This is a genomic window from Virgibacillus litoralis, assembly GCF_017873675.1.
Lineage (GTDB): Bacteria > Bacillota > Bacilli > Bacillales > Amphibacillaceae > Lentibacillus > Lentibacillus litoralis.
The window spans coordinates 378615-392905 of sequence record NZ_JAGGKK010000001.1 but is presented as its reverse complement, the minus strand read 5'-3'; the positions used below and the strand labels follow the sequence as shown (position 1 = coordinate 392905).

At 38.4% G+C, this 14291-nt stretch carries 17 protein-coding genes and 1 riboswitch; of the genes, 12 read left to right on the top strand and 5 right to left on the bottom strand.

Going from position 1 to position 14291, the window contains the following annotated elements:
* Nucleotides 1-153: 153 nt before the first annotated feature.
* Nucleotides 154-1152: a DUF3231 family protein gene (locus J2Z82_RS01985; protein WP_209479105.1), complete on the bottom strand. Its 999-nt coding sequence runs from the start codon at nucleotides 1150-1152 to the stop codon at nucleotides 154-156.
* 137 nt (nucleotides 1153-1289) lie between these two features.
* On the opposite strand from J2Z82_RS01985, the gene J2Z82_RS01980 reads away from it, so the two are divergent.
* Both J2Z82_RS01980 and J2Z82_RS01975 read left to right on the top strand, forming a co-directional pair.
* The gene (locus J2Z82_RS01980; protein ID WP_209479104.1) at nucleotides 1290-1847 is read left to right on the top strand and encodes a zinc ribbon domain-containing protein; all 558 of its coding nucleotides are present in this window, start codon (nucleotides 1290-1292) and stop codon (nucleotides 1845-1847) included.
* Between the two features lie 6 nt (nucleotides 1848-1853).
* A complete protein-coding gene (locus tag J2Z82_RS01975; protein WP_209479103.1) occupies nucleotides 1854-2312 on the top strand; it encodes a hypothetical protein in 459 nt (152 codons plus the stop codon).
* Between the two features lie 76 nt (nucleotides 2313-2388).
* Here J2Z82_RS01975 and metC read toward each other — a convergent pair whose 3' ends face one another.
* Together metC and J2Z82_RS01965 are read right to left on the bottom strand one after the other, a co-directional pair.
* Complete coding sequence (gene metC, locus J2Z82_RS01970; protein ID WP_209479102.1) at nucleotides 2389-3597, bottom strand: cystathionine beta-lyase; 1209 nt, start codon at nucleotides 3595-3597, stop codon at nucleotides 2389-2391.
* Nucleotides 3594-4715: a methionine biosynthesis PLP-dependent protein gene (locus J2Z82_RS01965; RefSeq protein WP_209479101.1), complete on the bottom strand. Its 1122-nt coding sequence runs from the start codon at nucleotides 4713-4715 to the stop codon at nucleotides 3594-3596. Before J2Z82_RS01965 ends, metC begins: the two co-directional genes overlap by 4 nt.
* A gap of 74 nt (nucleotides 4716-4789) precedes the next feature.
* Nucleotides 4790-4895: riboswitch (SAM riboswitch) on the bottom strand.
* A 211-nt stretch (nucleotides 4896-5106) separates the two neighbouring features.
* Here J2Z82_RS01965 and J2Z82_RS01960 point away from each other — a divergent pair.
* The 3 genes from J2Z82_RS01960 (at nucleotide 5107) to J2Z82_RS01950 (ending at nucleotide 7377) form a co-directional block, all read left to right on the top strand.
* Nucleotides 5107-5898, top strand: a complete 792-nt coding sequence (locus J2Z82_RS01960) for a helix-turn-helix domain-containing protein (protein ID WP_209479100.1) — start codon at nucleotides 5107-5109, stop codon at nucleotides 5896-5898.
* 72 nt (nucleotides 5899-5970) lie between these two features.
* Nucleotides 5971-6522, top strand: coding sequence for an alpha/beta hydrolase (locus J2Z82_RS01955; protein ID WP_209479099.1), 552 nt, complete (start codon nucleotides 5971-5973; stop codon nucleotides 6520-6522).
* A 417-nt stretch (nucleotides 6523-6939) separates the two neighbouring features.
* On the top strand, nucleotides 6940-7377 hold the full coding sequence (locus J2Z82_RS01950; protein WP_209479098.1) for an RDD family protein: 438 nt from the start codon (nucleotides 6940-6942) through the stop codon (nucleotides 7375-7377).
* On the opposite strand, the gene J2Z82_RS01945 is transcribed toward J2Z82_RS01950, so the two are convergent.
* On the bottom strand, nucleotides 7374-7745 hold the full coding sequence (locus tag J2Z82_RS01945; RefSeq protein ID WP_092493465.1) for a YuzC family spore coat inner layer protein: 372 nt from the start codon (nucleotides 7743-7745) through the stop codon (nucleotides 7374-7376). The genes J2Z82_RS01950 and J2Z82_RS01945 overlap by 4 nt on opposite strands.
* Before the next feature lie 96 nt (nucleotides 7746-7841).
* Between J2Z82_RS01945 and J2Z82_RS01940 the strand changes: the two genes are divergently transcribed.
* The 7 genes from J2Z82_RS01940 (at nucleotide 7842) to J2Z82_RS01910 (ending at nucleotide 12303) form a co-directional block, all read left to right on the top strand.
* Complete coding sequence (locus tag J2Z82_RS01940; protein WP_209479097.1) at nucleotides 7842-8621, top strand: HAD family hydrolase; 780 nt, start codon at nucleotides 7842-7844, stop codon at nucleotides 8619-8621.
* A gap of 39 nt (nucleotides 8622-8660) precedes the next feature.
* Nucleotides 8661-9224, top strand: coding sequence for a hypothetical protein (locus J2Z82_RS01935; RefSeq protein ID WP_209479096.1), 564 nt, complete (start codon nucleotides 8661-8663; stop codon nucleotides 9222-9224).
* A gap of 57 nt (nucleotides 9225-9281) precedes the next feature.
* Entirely contained in the window at nucleotides 9282-9617 is a 336-nt protein-coding gene (locus J2Z82_RS01930) for a YnfA family protein (protein ID WP_390313505.1), read from the top strand.
* A 98-nt stretch (nucleotides 9618-9715) separates the two neighbouring features.
* On the top strand, nucleotides 9716-10324 hold the full coding sequence (locus J2Z82_RS01925; protein ID WP_209479095.1) for a class I SAM-dependent methyltransferase: 609 nt from the start codon (nucleotides 9716-9718) through the stop codon (nucleotides 10322-10324).
* 114 nt (nucleotides 10325-10438) lie between these two features.
* Nucleotides 10439-11254: a cupin domain-containing protein gene (locus tag J2Z82_RS01920; RefSeq protein ID WP_342453593.1), complete on the top strand. Its 816-nt coding sequence runs from the start codon at nucleotides 10439-10441 to the stop codon at nucleotides 11252-11254.
* Between the two features lie 309 nt (nucleotides 11255-11563).
* Nucleotides 11564-11941, top strand: a complete 378-nt coding sequence (locus tag J2Z82_RS01915) for a hotdog domain-containing protein (protein ID WP_209479094.1) — start codon at nucleotides 11564-11566, stop codon at nucleotides 11939-11941.
* A 74-nt stretch (nucleotides 11942-12015) separates the two neighbouring features.
* Nucleotides 12016-12303 (top strand): TIGR04104 family putative zinc finger protein, encoded by a 288-nt coding sequence (locus J2Z82_RS01910; RefSeq protein ID WP_209479093.1) that lies wholly within the window; start codon nucleotides 12016-12018, stop codon nucleotides 12301-12303.
* A gap of 399 nt (nucleotides 12304-12702) precedes the next feature.
* Here J2Z82_RS01910 and serA read toward each other — a convergent pair whose 3' ends face one another.
* Nucleotides 12703-14289 carry a phosphoglycerate dehydrogenase gene (gene serA / locus J2Z82_RS01905; protein ID WP_209479092.1) on the bottom strand — a complete coding sequence of 529 codons (1587 nt, stop codon included), beginning with the start codon at nucleotides 14287-14289 and terminating at the stop codon, nucleotides 12703-12705.
* Nucleotides 14290-14291: the final 2 nt, after the last annotated feature.

Here is a 14291-nt window from a genome sequence, read left to right as displayed (position 1 = left end):
CATGTGGGTCTATTTTTTTTTTATGATCCTAGCAGTCTTTAATGCAGTTATTGACATAAAAGTATATCCAAACAAAACGGAATAATAAATAATAATCCGTACCAGGAGCAGGGAAACACAATGACATCAGCAAAAATGGAGAATGTTAGAAGTTCACTTTCTCATAAGATTATTTCGATCTAAAGTTTGCGGGGGTCTCTCTAACCATCCTTTTTCAATCATTAATTTTGTTCCTTCTAATGCGAATTTGGATAGATGAGATACAAACTTCACATAATTTATAGACAAATCGCTTCTAGCGCTCGCACCTAAAGACGTACCAACCAAGGAAATGGAAAATCCATTTAAAGTTGATATAATAAACATCATAAGTTTGTCTGAAAAAGGTGAGGTAGTAGAATTAGTAATCGAATCATCTGATGTCATGGGAGCGGCAATTTCAGCATGTTCCAGATATTCTTTTAGATCATCAATAAATTTATCCGTGTCATTTATGCTTTCTCGTAAGTGTTTTCTTACTTTATCACTTTCTGCAACTTGTGAAAAACCCATAATAAGGGCTTTATATATTTGACTCGACTCAATATTGTTTGCTATGTGTGCTACTTCAATTGCTAAGAGTGGCCGTTTAGTAAAGGAAAATGTGCCACCGACAAAACTTTCGTCCTGTACATACGTAACTTTCTGTGGATAGTGGATTACTGGAGTACGAACTAAAGCTCCTTTTTCTTTCAACAGATTGTTGGTTCGGTTATATAATTCTTCAGCTTCATTTATAATTGTTTGATAAATTGTCTTTATATCCTCACGATATGCGGTCCCTAAACACAAGCTATTTGCTATAAGCCCATTTCGCGACATACATTCCAGATAACGAAGATAAAAAACATCTGTGAAGAGTCGGGGCGCTTTGTAAATGTCTTTATCTGTAAATCCTTGAGGAGTGGCTATTTCTTCTTTTTTAAAAATTTCTTCAATTTTTGGTAAATGAGATGCCGATAATTCTTTAGCAAATTCTAACGTATTCTTAATTTCCTCATCATGTACATTTTCTAAAAAATGATCAAAGACGGAAATACACATACTGTCATGCATATAGGAAGTCCATAAATTTGCAACTTCACCAGCTGTTAATTTTGTATCGTGTTCCACTGTTAAGTCCTCCAGAATTTCATATTTAGTTATAGTATTGATTAAACGACGTTTTTATATTAATTACAAAAAATGTAAAATGCGTAAAAAGTGTCGTTATCTTATTGGCGGCGTCAATAGACAGAGGAGAGAATTCTATGAATGAGTACCGGATTGTTTCGCCTGTTTGTCCGAAGTGCAAATCAAAAGACACATATGACATTAGACAGGAATACAAGCAGATGGAACCTGCACCATTTCAGCCGGTCACTATTGGTAATGCTAAATATAAGTGCAAGGATTGCGGTCATGAATGGAAAAAGTACAGAGGACGACAAATTTATGAGCGAATTCGGATTATTGATGTACAGAGTGGTGGGTATATGGATTATGGTTCTGTTCAGAGAGTGTGGATTGATCTGAAGGATAGACGTGTTCGCAGTGCGCTTGTGTTTGGAGAATTTAACGAATTTGATCAAATAGCCACTATGAGTGAGGAAAGTAATGAATGGTTTCTAGCTGAATTATATAAATGTGATTTTGTTAACTGGGCAGAGGAGTACAACCATGATGGTGTTTTGGACGGTTCATATTGGCGGTTAACTATCGAATATGATACACACTGTGAAATTAAGATTGGCAGCAATCATTATCCAAAGAAGTGGGCGAAGTTTTGTAAAGCTGTTTCAAAGGTAAGTGGGGAGGATTTTTATTAAATAGGCTTGATAAAGAATGAGCGAGCAGCGCTGGAACTCGAGCGAGCAGCACTGGAACTCAAGCGAGCAGCATGGAAACTCGAGCGAGCAGCACTGAAACTCGAGCGAGCAGCATGGGAACTCGAGCGAGCAGCACTGGAACTCGAGCGAGCAGCACTGAAACTCGAGCGAGCAGCATGGAAACTCGAGCGAGCAGCATGGAAACTCGAGCGAGCAGCACTGAAACTCGAGCGAGCAGCATGGAAACTCGAGCGAGCAGCACTGGAACTCGAGCGAGCAGCATGGAAACTCGAGCGAGCAGCATGGAAACTCGAGCGAGCAGCATGGAAACTCGAGCGAGCAGCATGGAAACTCGAGCGAGCAGCACTGGAACTCGAGCGAGCAGCATGGAAACTCGAGCGAGCAGCACTGGAACTCGAGCGAGCAGCATGGAAACTCGAGCGAGCAGCATGGAAACAGTGTTAATTTTTATCCGACAACATGTGGATTCTTTACTTGGCAGTTAAGAAAGTATAACTCCTTTCTTACTGCATAAGTGCAACTAAGGCAATTCGCCCAAAGGCTTGGCGAATGCCAAGTTTTCTAATTGCGAAGCAGCCTGTAATGCCTGATCAAGATCTGCGATTAAATCATCCACATGTTCAAGTCCGACCGAAAATCGGAATAATCCATCGCTAATCCCTCGTTTTTCTCTTTCTTTCTTTGGCATTGCAGCATGAGACATAGTTGCCGGATACGAAAGAATGGTTTCTACTGCTCCAAGACTTACGGCGAATACTGGCAGGCGAATTTTTTCGACAAATGTTTTCGCTGCAACTGAATCTTCTATTTCGAATGACAGGACTGCTCCTGAACCTTTAGATTGGCTGTTGTGGAGGTCATGTCCTGGATGATTCGGTAATCCAGGATAAAATACGTTCTTAATTAATGGATGATTAGTTAAATAGGCAGCTATTTTTAGTGCTGATTCAGATGATTGCTTAAGACGGGAGCCTAACGTTTTGATGCCTTGAATTAACAAATAGGAATCCTGAGCGCCTAGTATGGAGCCGAAGGAATTTTGAATAAAGGCCAACCTTTCTCCAAGCTCTTCAGTGTTTGTGACAGCTAGACCTGCAATAATGTCACTGTGGCCAGACAAAAATTTAGTTGCACTATGGAGCACAATATCCACACCAAGGTTAATCGGTTTCTGGTAAAGTGGTGTCATGAAAGTATTGTCGAGAAAAGTCAGGCAGTCATTCGCCTTAGCAATTTTTACGATGCCCCTAATGTCAGTAATGTTTAAACATGGATTTGACGGTGTTTCGATATAGATGACTTTCGTATTCGGTTTAATTGCATCGTTAACCTCAGTCAGGTTTGTCATATCTGCAAAAGTGTGATCAATTTTAAATTTGGTAAGTACTTCGGTTACAAATCGGTAAGTACCGCCGTACACATCCGTTGAAACTAGAACATGGTCACCAGCGGAAAGCAGCATGAAAGCTGACGAGATGGCAGACATTCCAGAAGCAAATGCTAAGCCGCGGGCACCTTCCTCTAATTGGGCTATTTTTTCTTCCAGTGCTTGCCTTGTCGGATTTCCTGAACGGCTATAATCAAATGGTCCAAACCCATCAAAGGATCCCTGGTGATAGGTTGATGACAGATAAATGGGTACATTAACGGCACCTGTTCTCTGTTCAACGTCCGAATTTGATGGAGCATGAATTAGTTCTGTTTCTAATTGATTCTTGTTATTACTCATTCCTTTGCTTCCCCCTTTTTCAATGATGAAAGTACTTGTTTCAAATCTGAAATTAGATCCTCTGCTTGTTCAATGCCAACAGAAAACCGTAATAACCGGTTATCGATTCCGCGGAGTGTTCGTTCTTCTTCCGGTATCTCTGCGTGGGTCTGTGTTGCAGGATACGTAATAAAACTTTCAACCCCGCCAAGGCTTTCTGCAAAAGTAATCAATTCAAGGCGTTCTAAAAAGGGTTCAACCCAATCTGCTTTCTGAAGACGGAATGAAAGAATGCCGCCTTTACCTGAATACAATACGTCAGTAACCCCCGGTTCATTTGCTAAATAATTCGCTATTTTACGGGTGTTTTCATCGTGCTGCTTCATCCTTAGTGCAAGTGTTTTGAGGCCTCTAATAATAAGCCATGAATCAAAAGGAGACAAAACAGCACCTGAAGCATTATGGATTGTTGCAAGTTTTTCGCAGATTGCCTCTCCTTTTGCAACGACTAAGCCTGCGAGAACATCATTGTGTCCGCCAATGAATTTAGTGGCACTGTGAACAACAATATCAGCGCCAAGTTCAAGCGGCCGCTGGAAATAAGGAGTAAGAAATGTGTTGTCAACTATGAGTAACAGATCATGTCTATTAGCAAGTGCTGCATATTCCTTGATATCTATTTCCTGCATTAACGGGTTTGTTGGTGTTTCAATGAATAATGCTCTCGTTTTTGGTGTGATTAAATTCTCTGTCACGTCAACATCTTTAAACTCCGAATAGGTTGTCTTTATATCATAGACATCATCGTAATGCTGAAGTAAACGGTATGTACCACCATAAATGTCTTCAGGAACAATGATTTCATCACCGGAACGGAAAAGAGAAAGTACTAACTGAATGGCTGCCATTCCAGAACTGCAGGCATAGCCGCTATCACCGGCCTCCAGCTTTGCAATTCCTTCTTCCAAGATAGCTCGCGTCGGATTTTTTGTACGCGTGTAGTCGAATCCAGTGGATTTGCCAATTCCTTCATGTTGGAATGCTGTTGATAAATAGATTGGCGGGTTCACTGCACCTGTCGTTTTATCACTATTATTGCCTAGTTGTGCTAATTTGGTTTCGATACTTTTATCTGCCATGTTAATCATCCTTTTCATGAAAAAAATTAGGGACCCTCCAGATAAGAAGAAGGTCCCTAATAACGCAAACAATCTTCTCATCTTCAGGTAATTTGTTACCTTTTGGATTTAGCACCGGACCAGTTATGGCGGGTTGCTGAGACATCACAGGGCCAATCCCTCCGTCTCTCTAGATAAGAAATATATGATTTTATTTGAATACTTGATTTTTCTTACTTTAATACAAACGATTGGATAATGCAATAGATAATTGCAATTTATTTGGTTTATTCAGCTATTTCGGTTTTCTTTTAGAAAAATATCATCAAGTTATTTGATGGGAATTAATTTCGAAAATAGAGAAGGAATTCTTATAAGAAAATAGAATACTTAACACGGAGGTGTAGAAACAATGACTGACCAATATGCTGTAGAAATTGATGCAGTGATTGAGTACATCCGTGAAAATATCCAAGAGCCCCTGCCCCTTTCTCATCTGGCTAAGTATGTAGCTTATAGCCCGTATCATTTTTCCCGTATATTTAAGCAAAAAACAGGCCTTCCGCCACATTATTATGTTTCTTCCCTCCGTTTGCAAAGGGCAAAGGATTTATTGTTACGTACGAATTTAAGTGTGCGCGATATAGGAATGGAGATTGGACAACAAAGTTTAGGGACCTTTACAACCAGATTTACTGAACGTGTAGGCGTAACACCGGCTGAATTTCGGAATTCAGCGGTTCATGCAGACTATCGGTTAAGCAAGTTAAAGGGGCTAAATGATTGGACTGATAGTTTACTATTAACTTCAAATACACACGCAAAGGTCGAGGGTACTGTTCATGCAGATGCTTCTTTTGAAGGGGTCATCCTTATCGGCTTATTTGCAAAACCAATTCCTGAAGGGCTTCCTTTATATGGGACGCTGCTTTCTTCATTGGGGACTTTTTGTTTTACAGGTGTCAAACCTGGCACGTATTACTTGATGGCTACATCTGTATCCTGGGAAATGAAGGCAAGGGATATACTGCTCCCGTACTCAACATTACGCGCCAGATTAAAGGCACCGATAATTATTAAGAGACACACAATTGTTCCGCATCAACATGTGACACTTCGCGAACCACAACTTGATGATCCGCCGATCCTAGTGTCAATCCCTCTCTTAATGAATAATTTTCTCAATCGAGTATTAAAGAATTAGCAAGATTTACAGGATATATTGTTCTTGCATTTCACAAGGATGTTCTTTAATAAAAATTTAAGGAGGAGCGACATGAAAAAACAAATACTATTCATTCATAGTGCTGGACCACAGGGTGAAAACGAGGGAAGCTTTGATTTTATAGCGTATTTGCAAGATAAATTAAATGCAGAATATAAATTGATAATTCCTGAAATGCCTAATCCAGAAAACCCAGAATACACAAGATGGAAGGAGCTGCTTAGCAAAGAGTTTGCGGCCTTAGAAGGTGAAGTTATTTTGATTGGGCATTCTTTGGGTGGATCGGTATTATTAAAATATTTATCTGAAGAAGATTGCCATGTTAAGATATCCAGTTTACACAGTGTCGCAGCACCCTTCTGGGGTAAGAATGGTTTTTGGGAGAGTAAAGAATTTATGCTTTCCGAAAATTTTGTTGTAAAGCTTCCTCCTATACCAAGAGTATTTTTTTACCATAGTCGGGACGATGAAGTAGTTTCATTTGATCATTTTAAGGAGTATACGAAGAAACTCTCAACTGCTACTCCACGTGCAATTGAAAACAGGGGGCATTTATTTTATAATGGATTGCCTGAACTTGTGAAGGATATTAAAGGTCTGTAGATTGTAAACTAAGGATAAATATGGAGGGGAGATACTCTGAGGAGTTCTCCCTCTTATATTTTCATTTCTTGGCAGTTAAGAAAGTATAACTACTTTTTTACTGCACAAGGCAATTCGCCCAAAGGCTTGCACTCTAGAGTATAAGGGGTTCTAAGAAAGCAAAATACACTTTCATAAGAATCCCTTTAACGAATGCCAAGTTTTCTAAGATTTAGGGCAGGAATTTAGGCTTGGTTATTATTTAACCATTGGGCAATTTTATTTAGAGTCATTAATTTAATGGTTTTTTATGTTAAAGTTATGAATAGTTAATCAAAAGTCACTGATAAACTATTGCAGCGTATTTTTATACACTTTATCTGAACAGTGGGTATGTACTAGGTGATGACTATTTATGGATAAAAGGAGTTGATTTTTATGGAAAAATACAAACCAGCTGGATTCTGGATCAGATTCCTGGCAAATATAATTGATGGCATTTTGATATATATAATAGGAGCAATTATAGCCATTTTAATTAATGACGAACGGTTTTTCAGTTCACCAGGTAACGAGGCAAATACTTGGTATTCATCGCCATCCGAAGACATTTCAAATCTAATTTATGTCGTTGTTTTTATAATTATTTTCACTGCAAGCAAGTATAAAGGATCACCAGGGAAATTAGCATGCAGGATCCAAGTGCTTAATGTAGAGATGACCCAAATTAGCATGCTGAAATCAATTGGAAGATTTTTTGCGTATTTTCTCTCAGCACTTCCACTTGGTATTGGCTTTCTGATGGCAGGATGGAATGAAGAAAAGAAAGGATTGCATGATATCATTTGCAGTACGAGAGTTGTTTATCGAATTTAACGCCAGCGTAATGCAATTCGCAGCTTACAGCAATCCATGTCAGCAACTTGTGATTTGAATTCCAGTCGTAAGCCATCAGGATTGTAATTAATATCAACGTCTGATGTAATGCCTGTAGAGAGAATTAATTGCTCAACCTTTGCGGTATCTGAAACTTGAGCAGCTTTCATTAGTTCTGCATCATATTCTTGTGATTCTGCAAGTTTATTAAGAACAATGCTCGCGTCATCCATTAGTTTTTTCGTTTCATTTGCTGATTGATTTAACAGGTTGGCGTCAACAGGCGGATATTGCTGGCGACCTGGCCAATATGTGGCATTGGGATAATATGGTACATAATAATAACCTGGATAATTGACGTAATACATAAAAAAACCCTCCTTGTAAAATACATCCATTTAATTATATGCAGAAGAACTTGTTTGCGGGAATGAGCGGGGATTTATGGAAAGGATGCTGATTAAATGATCAAAGCACTCTTATTTGATCTTGACGATACCTTGCTTTGGGACAAAAAAAGTGTAAAAGAGGCTTTTAAAGCCACTTGTGAACTCGCAAAGCAAAAATATGATACTGATCCTGTTAAGCTAGAAGAGAAAGTTCGTGAAAATGCACGGGAGTTGTATGCATCTTATGATACATATGCTTTTACAAAGATGATTGGAATAAATCCGTTTGAAGGATTATGGGGTGATTTTCGGGATGAGGGGGAGTCTTTTCACAAATTGAAAGAAATTGTTCCAGAATATCGTAAAGAAGCCTGGACGAGAGGACTACATGATTTAGAAGTTGATGATCCGGATTTCGGTTATCAGCTGGCAGAAACTTTTCCTGCGATGCGAAAGAAAAATGCATTTGTATATGAGGATAGTTTTGAGGTGCTTGATCAGTTAAAAGAGGAGTACCAACTGCTGATGCTAACGAACGGATCCCCCGAATTACAACAGACAAAGCTTGATATCACACCAAAACTCATGACCTATTTTGAGCACATTGTCGTTTCTGGGGCTTTTGGAAAAGGAAAACCAGACCCGGCAATTTTTGAGCATGCACTTGAGCTTCTTGCTGTGCAGAAGGATGAAGTATTAATGGTTGGGGATAATTTAAGTACAGATATCCTTGGTGCTGAGCGTGCAGGAATAGACTCTGTCTGGGTTAACCGTCATGGAAAAGAACCTAATGATGTTATACCGACATACGAAATTGGAGCATTGAAAGAGCTGTTGCCATTGTTGAAACAGTGAATAAGGGTAATGAAGTACTAACTGGGGGAATAAGCGGTTATGTCGAATAAGTTCTTGGACCAGTTTTACACAATTGATTCGGATTCAGGTGACTATATAATTGAAATTAATTTAGAGAATTATGATGATATTTTTAATACATGGGATTCCTCTGTTTATAACATTAGGGATCTTGATTCGAGTTTGAAGTCTTTTTTAGAAGAATGCTCTCACGATATCAAATCACAAAAAAATATAAAACTGAGATTTAACATGCAAAAGCAGGAAAGAAATATTGATATGGAAAAGAACATTGAAAAAGGTATTCGTAATTATTTTAATTATGTCCTCTATACGACTAAAAGAGATTTTTCCAACATAAGAGGGAGAGTCTTTCTTTATATTATCATTTCTGTTTTGTTTACAACATTATCATTTTATCTGCAAATTTCCGATAACGAAAAGGTCATAAATGAGATTATTTCACTAAGCGTAACAGTAGGTGGATGGGTTTTTCTTTGGGAAGCATTCTCACTTATCTTTATTCAAAGCAGTGACTTATGGAAGAAAAGAAAGCAATATAAAAGAATTTTGTCAGCACCAATAGTGTATAGGTATCATTGACACGGCTTCAACTGCGACTCGGAATCAAGCATAAGTGGAAAAATTAGGTTTAAGGAAGTGGTTCTAATCATTTATGCAATAATGTTGTTTGTACTAGCAGGGTTGGCTGAAATTGGAGGCGGATATTTAATTTGGCTATGGTTACGAGAAGGTAAACCATATTATTGGGGTGTTGGTGGTGGGATTGCACTAGCTTTATATGGCGTAATTGCTACATTTCAAACCTTCCCATCGTTTGGCAGAGTTTATGCAGCATATGGAGGCGTTTTTATTGTCCTTTCCGTTTTATGGGGATGGGGTATTGATAAGAAAACGCCTGACTTATATGACTTGGTTGGTGCTGGAATCTGTATAGTTGGTGTTTCAGTGATGTTATTCGGACCTCGCCAGTAAAGGAAACTAGGCGTAATGAATAAAATTGAGATTACATTTATATATATGGTAAAAGCCCGTTATGAAAAGTCTAAGTCAATCCTTCAGGAAGTGAATAAATGAAAAAAGAGAAGCAAATTAAAAAATTCGATAAACAGGTAAAAATGTATGAAAATAAACGCGCTAATCAAAAGTTTGCTGCATTGAGAAATAAACTAATAAAAAACGCATACGGAAACGTCTTAGAGGTCGGTGTTGGAGCTGGAGCGAACTTTTCTTATTATGATCGGAATAACGTTGAGATAACAGGAGTTGACTTTAGTTCAAAGATGATTAAGAGTGCCAAAAGAGAAGCATCGAATTTTCAGATGAAAGCAGAATTTATACAAGAAGATATTGATGAGTTGATATTAGAGCCTAACTCTTTCGATACCATCGTATCAACGCTTTCACTTTGCAGTTATCCAGACCCAATTGCAACACTAAGTAAATTCAGCAGTTGGTGCCGTGGGGATGGGATAATATTGTTAATGGAACATGGTTTGAGCTCTAATCCATTACTTTCTTTTACCCAAAAAGTGATTGACCCACTACATACTAAGTTTTCTGGTTGTCATTGCAACAGAAATATAGATAAAATAATTGAGGAATCTTGTCTTCAGGTTGATCAAATCGAACGTTATTGGGCGGATATCATTTATTTAATACGGGCAAAACCTACTAAGTAACAGTTTGATTAAATGTAACTAAATTAAGATAGTTAAAAAAGTACCCTGAATATAAGTACATTATTTTAACAGATACATAGGATAATTTTATAAAATGTGAAGGGATTGAGAAAAATTTATTATCCATATATGTATCCGTATCAACATCCTTATTATGTTAATGTACCAATGTATAACTATGGAAGACAGCCTATTAACGGCACTTTACCTAATGGATTAGAACATGCTGACAGATCTGGGTCATTTAGCGCTTATAAAGGTGATGAAGGTGCCAGGCTGCAAGATTATGGTCCGAATCCGTTTGTCATTAATATTAATGAAGCAACAATACAAAACAATACGTTTCGTACTGCTTTATGGACAGGGACACATTTGCAGGTTACGTTAATGAGTATCAATGTCGGTGAGGATATCGGTTTGGAAATGCACCCTGACGTTGATCAATTTTTACGTGTAGAACAAGGTCAAGGAATTGTCAGGATGGGTAACAGTAGAGATAATTTAACCTTTGAACGAAATGTCTATGATGATTCTGCAATACTAATACCTGCCGGATCATGGCATAACCTGACCAATACTGGTAATGTTCCCCTAAAACTATACTCAATATATGCTCCCCCTAACCATCCGTTTGGCACAGTTCATGTTACCAAAGCAGAAGCTATGGCAGCTGAAGAAGAGCATGAGAATGGAAATACAGTAATTTCAGGAAAAACGCCAGATGAATGGGTGCAGCATACAGAATATCTGGTGGAGGAAGGATTAGAAGATGTACGAAGAGGAATAAATGCAACTCATATTCTCCAGGAATTCATTTTGATGGGAGTACTTGTAGGGAAAGGATATTCTCCTGAAGCAGCATATGAAACAGTAGAAGAATGGGAACGAACAGGAGAATCCAAACTTCTTCAGCAAAGTAAAAATATGTAGAAATATATTGATTTCAAAAAAAGGAAGGGGGTTGTGAGATTGGCAACCCCTTTTATTTGAATTGTATTAGAAAACCTGGCTTATCACCAACAAGTAAATGTAGCAAGTTAAGGCTGACCAATTGTAATCTAAACAGCTTGCGACTTAGTTTGGGATGGAAGCAATCTTAAAACAAGAAGATATTTTACTTACTAATTCAGACGAACAACTGTAATATTATGTTAACAATTACTAAGGTGAATTATACAAGCATATAGGAAATACAGAGATTGAATGCAGGTTATACAATTAAGTTTAGGAGGGATAAATTTGTCTTTAAAAGTAGGAGATATCATTACATTTGAACGATCTTTTTCGGATAGGGATGTTGAGTTATTTTCCGAAATTTCAGGTGATGAAGGTGTTCATCATAAAACGCCAGATGAACAGGGGAAGCTTGTTGTACAAGGGTTATTAACGGCGACTCTTCCAACAAAAGTAGGTGGAGATTATGATGTGATGGCTCGTAATATGAAATTTGAGTTCTTAAGACCTGTGTTTACAGGAGATACAATCATTTGCGGGGTTACAATTGAAAAATACGAAAGGCAAGAAAAGAACAGAATATCTATTAGATCATCCTTTTTATGCAAAAATCAGCATGAAAAAGAAGTATTAAAGGGTGAGTTTTCTGGCGTAATACTTTAAACTTTTACTAGCGGTTCACATAGATTTAGAAAAAGTAGTGCTGGAGCTGCTCTATAAAATGAGGGGGTGGATGGATGCCAGTTTGCCAGAATTGCGGTGAAAAGTGGACTTGGAAACAAACGATTAAAACAATGTTCAGATTGAAATGCCCGCACTGTGGTGAAAAACAATATGAGTCTGCATCATCAAGAATAAGAGGTGGGGTTTTCGTACTTATTCCATTAGTTTTCATACCTATTAATGCGTGGTTGGATTTTTCATTAGGTATAGGGCTGATTCTTGCTATTATCTTTGCTTTGATAGTAATCGGCTTATACCCCTTAATTTTGAAATTATCTAATAAAGAGGAACCATATTGGTAGAGGGGAGAGATGTTTAAGCAAACCGATCATGTTATTAATCAGCAAATGAATCCTCATTCCGCTAAATGGCCAAAAAGCTGCTTATCAGAGGCTTAGATGAATCCTCGTTCCGCTATTTGCTAAAAAACAGTTAATTATAACGTCGAAAAGGACAAATAGCGGAACGAGGATCCGGAACCAAGCTCAAACTAGGGAGTTTAGGGCGAATAGCGGAATGAGGATTCATATCAATCAGCAATCCGGGAAATTTGCAGATTATTCATTAGGAGGTATATGTACCATGCCAGCTTGAAACAGACTATCCAAAGTCAGGTGATTTTAATAAACAAAAAGCACCGTAAAATTACGGTGCAATTGAAGTAGGTAACGAACGCCATTACGTTTTTCCAAATTGTAATCCTATAAATCTATTGCTGTGACTTCATGAATTTCTTCCAGGGATTTTAACTCGTCTAATTCTTTTTGTTCCATATGTCGGTCAACTTTAAGCATCATAATTGCTTCTCCGCCGATATCCACTCGATCCACTTGCATTGTTGCAATATTGATATGATGCTGGGCTAGGATACTTCCCATTCTACCGATAACACCTGGTTGGTCCTGGTGATAAATGACAACAATATGATCCTCTGGTGTTACATCTACACTGTATTTATCCACCTTTACAATTCTTGGTCCTAAGCCATTTAATAGAGTTCCTGCCACACTTCTTGTTTCTGTCGCTGTCTTCACTTCTACTGTCAGCAGGTTTGTGAAGCCTCTGGTCCGGGATGTTTTATTTTCGTTGATGTTAATTCCTTTTCTTTTAGCAAGGTAGAGGGCATTCACATCGTTTACATGGTCGCCGAGATGTCGGGTCAGTAGCCCTTTTACTGTATTTCGCGTTAATGGTGCAACTTCCACTTCAGATAAATCTCCGGCATAATAGATGTTCACTTCTTCAACAACCTCGTCAGTTAAGTGAATGAGGAATGAGCCAAGTTTTTCTGCTAAGTTGAAGTAAGGCTCGATTTTGCTCATGATTTCATTTGGAACGGATGGCAGGTTAACTGGGTTTCTGACTAAATCTCCCATTAAAAAGCCGATAACGTCTTGGCAGACATCGATTGCAACATTTTCCTGTGCTTCGATTGTGCTAGCCCCAAGGTGTGGTGTAGCAAATACTTCCGGTAACTCTAGTAGCTTATTGTCATGGAATGGTTCTTCTTCAAACACGTCCAGTGCGGCACCGGCTACTTTTTTATCAACAATAGCGTTATATAAAGCTTCTTCATCAATAATTCCACCGCGGGCACAGTTAACAATTTGTACTCCAGGCTTCATTTGCTGGAACGCTTCAGCATTAATTAAATGCTTTGTCTCCTTTAATAAAGGTGTATGCACCGTGATAAAGTCTGCTTCTTTTAAAACATCTTCAATTGATCCGTAGCGAATTCCCATTTTATCTGCTTTCTCCTCAGTTAAGAATGGATCATATGCCATTACGTCCATCCGTTGGCCTTTGGCTCTGGAAGCAACTTCTGTACCAATCCTGCCAAGCCCGACGATCCCTAGTGTTTTATTCTTTAGCTCGACACCGACATATTTTTTCCGGTCCCATTGATGATTTTTAAGTGCATAATAGGCTTGGGGGATTTTTCTGGATAACGACATTATCATGGCCATCGTATGCTCGGCAGCAGAATTCGTATTCCCGTTTGGAGCGTTGACAACGATAATGCCATTTTCGGTTGCTGCATCAAGGTCAATATTATCAACGCCGACACCTGCACGTCCGATGATTTTCAGGTTCTTAGCCTTCTGGATGATGTTGCGTGTTACTTGTGTTTGACTTCTTACTAGTAAGGCATCGAATTCGCCAATTTTATTTTCTAATTCTTCTGGCGATAAATTCGTTTCGATTACAAGATTCATATTTTCCGCATCTTGTAGAGGCTTTAAACCTTCCTCACTCAGCGGATCTGCAATTAATATATTAAATGACATGT

What these genes read in the sequence shown, in the direction of transcription:
- J2Z82_RS01945 (WP_092493465.1), bottom strand. Translation starts at nt 7,745, where the DNA reads ATGTATTACGTCAATTATCCAGGTTATTATTATGTACCATATTATCCC.
- J2Z82_RS01960 (WP_209479100.1), top strand. Translation starts at nt 5,107, where the DNA reads ATGACTGACCAATATGCTGTAGAAATTGATGCAGTGATTGAGTACATC.
- metC (WP_209479102.1), bottom strand. Translation starts at nt 3,597, where the DNA reads ATGAGTAATAACAAGAATCAATTAGAAACAGAACTAATTCATGCTCCA.
- J2Z82_RS01955 (WP_209479099.1), top strand. Translation starts at nt 5,971, where the DNA reads ATGAAAAAACAAATACTATTCATTCATAGTGCTGGACCACAGGGTGAA.
- J2Z82_RS01940 (WP_209479097.1), top strand. Translation starts at nt 7,842, where the DNA reads ATGATCAAAGCACTCTTATTTGATCTTGACGATACCTTGCTTTGGGAC.
- J2Z82_RS01950 (WP_209479098.1), top strand. Translation starts at nt 6,940, where the DNA reads ATGGAAAAATACAAACCAGCTGGATTCTGGATCAGATTCCTGGCAAAT.
- J2Z82_RS01980 (WP_209479104.1), top strand. Translation starts at nt 1,290, where the DNA reads ATGAATGAGTACCGGATTGTTTCGCCTGTTTGTCCGAAGTGCAAATCA.
- serA (WP_209479092.1), bottom strand. Translation starts at nt 14,289, where the DNA reads ATGTCATTTAATATATTAATTGCAGATCCGCTGAGTGAGGAAGGTTTA.
- J2Z82_RS01965 (WP_209479101.1), bottom strand. Translation starts at nt 4,715, where the DNA reads ATGGCAGATAAAAGTATCGAAACCAAATTAGCACAACTAGGCAATAAT.
- J2Z82_RS01935 (WP_209479096.1), top strand. Translation starts at nt 8,661, where the DNA reads ATGTCGAATAAGTTCTTGGACCAGTTTTACACAATTGATTCGGATTCA.
- J2Z82_RS01925 (WP_209479095.1), top strand. Translation starts at nt 9,716, where the DNA reads ATGAAAAAAGAGAAGCAAATTAAAAAATTCGATAAACAGGTAAAAATG.
- J2Z82_RS01910 (WP_209479093.1), top strand. Translation starts at nt 12,016, where the DNA reads ATGCCAGTTTGCCAGAATTGCGGTGAAAAGTGGACTTGGAAACAAACG.